At 38.2% G+C, this 2,859-nt stretch carries 1 protein-coding gene; it reads right to left on the reverse strand.

Features of this window, described 5'->3' with window-relative positions:
- Positions 1-1,143 precede the first annotated feature (1,143 nt).
- On the reverse strand, positions 1,144-1,524 hold the full coding sequence (locus ACRC28_RS10780; RefSeq protein WP_438543451.1) for a hypothetical protein: 381 nt from the start codon (positions 1,522-1,524) through the stop codon (positions 1,144-1,146).
- Positions 1,525-2,859: the final 1,335 nt, after the last annotated feature.

The following is a 2,859-nucleotide window of genomic DNA, read 5'->3' on the forward strand; positions in this document are numbered from 1 at the left end:
ACCACCAAAAGGTGTTGCGTTTATGTGTAAATTATTTCAAAAGGTGGAGTCGGCTTCTATTAACTATAAATTTTCAATTAAAAGTAAAGCTCAGTCCCACCAAAGCTGCTTTTCTATCAGAGCCTTTTAAAGACACTCAGAGATTTCCTTTACTTTTATACACTTTATACTGGACATTATGAATGGGCTTTAAGGTGTCCAGCACTTCCTCTAAGACTACACCAAGCAATTAATCTAGAAACTGTAGGCTATATTATTGTGAAAAATTCTAAGCCAAAAAGACTTACTTTGTCAGACATTGTATTCATTAAATAAATAAAACCATCACTTGTTCTCTGAGTTTTGTCAGTCAATTAAAGTAATGTCCACAAAAACTGCCGTTCTGAGTGGATGATACTTGAATTAAATGAATGAATGATTGAATATAAAAGACGAGTACTCTTAGGCATCATATCTGAACTGAGATAGGTCACAGACAGCTCTGTATGTGAGCTATGCAAATAAATTGTACAAGATTTGCAAGTTCACCACATGCTTCAAAGTTTAGTCATACTGTGAGTCTCCTCACTTTGCCTGCTCTCTAAAGCTACATTACAGTGAATAAGGCCACTCTGGAGACGTGGAGGCACCATCAGTTATCTTCTTGGCTTTAGAAATCCCAGTGTGGAAGTCATTTTCAGTTATTGACAATTATTAAACACAAAATACTGTTTTTGGCACAAAGGCTTGGACAGAGTAAATATGGGACTCTTCCTTCCTGACTTCAACATCTATGTGAGAAAATGATCAAACAAATTTTGAGGACATTTTCAGTGAAAGTAATTCTCTGAGGCAGGAAGTTGGTTTTAGTGAGTTTATTCTACGAGTACAGCAAAAACTTGCTTGTTTGCTACAGTATGAATGAAGACCAGCTGAGTACAGGAAAGATATGCAAGGTAACTGAGTGAAGAACATGTCAGCATAATGCTTGTGACTCTAGATTGTTTGTATATTCACAGAAAACATTTTCTTCTCACAATCCCTTATTATTTTTAAGCAAACAGAAGATAAATCATAAGAAGCATATTCAAAACCACGTTAAAATGTAAACATCATACTTCAGATTTTTATGCTTGACAACAAAATGAAGCACATAGCAGATGTTTAAGCAACTGGACCAATATATTTCACAGGTTGACCACCTTCACAGCCAAGTTTAATTTTTGTATTTAAAGCATTACCGATGTAGACACAATCAGGAAAGGTTCCCGTTTTATGTGTACAGGCAACAACTTTAAAGCGTTCGGTACTTTGTTGCTTATTTTGTGCACAGACAGCGTTGATTAATTCGTTATTGGCCAGAATGAAGTCATTTGCGTACGAGCATTTATTGTTGTTATTGTGGATATTCCTCTCTTTCATCACTCTAGTACAATCTTTCGGCATCATGTTTTCAATGGCATGCCTCTCATAAAAGGTCAGAGCCCCAGAGACCTCTGTGGCACAGAGCAGCACCAGCAGCAAACAGGCAATCTGGATCTTCATGATTCACTGGTGAAGGAAAAAGACAGAATGGTTCTTATAGAGTATTTAGAGCAGCACAAGTGATAGCCTTGCAGTGACTTAAGTAATATTGTCTTTGAAAGAGCAGAGCCTTTTTCTCCAAATCTAACTATTTGCTCTAAATGTAGGCTCAAGCAAAACCCAATTATCAGAATCCCAAAAGTTGTATATTCTAAGAGTAAAGATTTAATGTTAGTGTGTTGCAGACCTGCTGTAAATGTGATATTTAGCTTGCAGCAATTCACATAATAGCAAATAATAATTTAATTTTTTTTAATTTAACTATTTTGATGACGCATACCACCAAGCATCTCTCATACAAACTTTTTCAAATTAGGTCACCTACCTTATTTCTTGCTCGGCTGATGAACGATTGGCTGGTAGGTTGGTCAGTTCACCGGCTGTGGTCCAGGCAGGAGATGGTCGTCTGAGTCACGGCACCACTTGGTGAAGATGTCTTCAGTGGAGGAAATTCTCTGAAGCTGCAACCTGCTTACAGTGAGTTCATTATATAGTGTCCAGGTGGACAGGCAACACCTGCTTGTCTATCCAATTTGAATGAAGATGAATACTTATCTGACCAGAAATCAGTTAAAGACAGCTCTGTATGCGAGATATGCAGGTAGATTATGCAAAATATACGTTAGGCAAGTTCACAGACTCAGGACCAAGCCAGCGTACGCTACAGCCCATATCCGGACAGTGATGCAGTCTTCGTTGTTGTGGCTCTCCACTCACAGTTTGCAAAGTATTTTACACCAAATATTACATTTGTCTGCTCTATGTCTGGTTGTTTTCATTTGTCCAATTACTTTTTCTACCTAAAATTGGGGCTATGTATAAAAGGGCTACAACTCCTTCACAATTCATTTGATGTGGTTGCAAATTAAAGCTGACAGTTGGCACTTTAACCTTTTAGTCCTTGTTTCATAACAAATATATAAAGCTGGAATACAGCAACAACCAGCCCAGTATCCTAGGACCTATGTGCATATCGGACGACTATGCGCCTCACAATTTAAGTCTAATGCCAACGTTTAGGAAGTATAATGTGAAAGCGAGAATGGCTGACTACACTGTAACTCTTCTGACTGTGGATATTCAGTGAAAACATTTCAGTCCCAGACCTACATCTACAGCACGTTTATAAAGTGCTCTTGTGTCTCTGGAGCGACATGGATGACCTTGGAGCAGAACAATATAGTCTGCGAAGACCACAATGCCACAGCAGCAACATCCATGTCATGTACCATGTGTGGACAGAAAAATGTAGGTACAGCTCAAATTCTAAGACAATGAACAGAAGGGACCATTTAT

This window comes from Clostridium sp., from assembly GCF_051650885.1.
Classification (GTDB): Bacteria; Bacillota; Clostridia; order Clostridiales; family Clostridiaceae; genus Clostridium.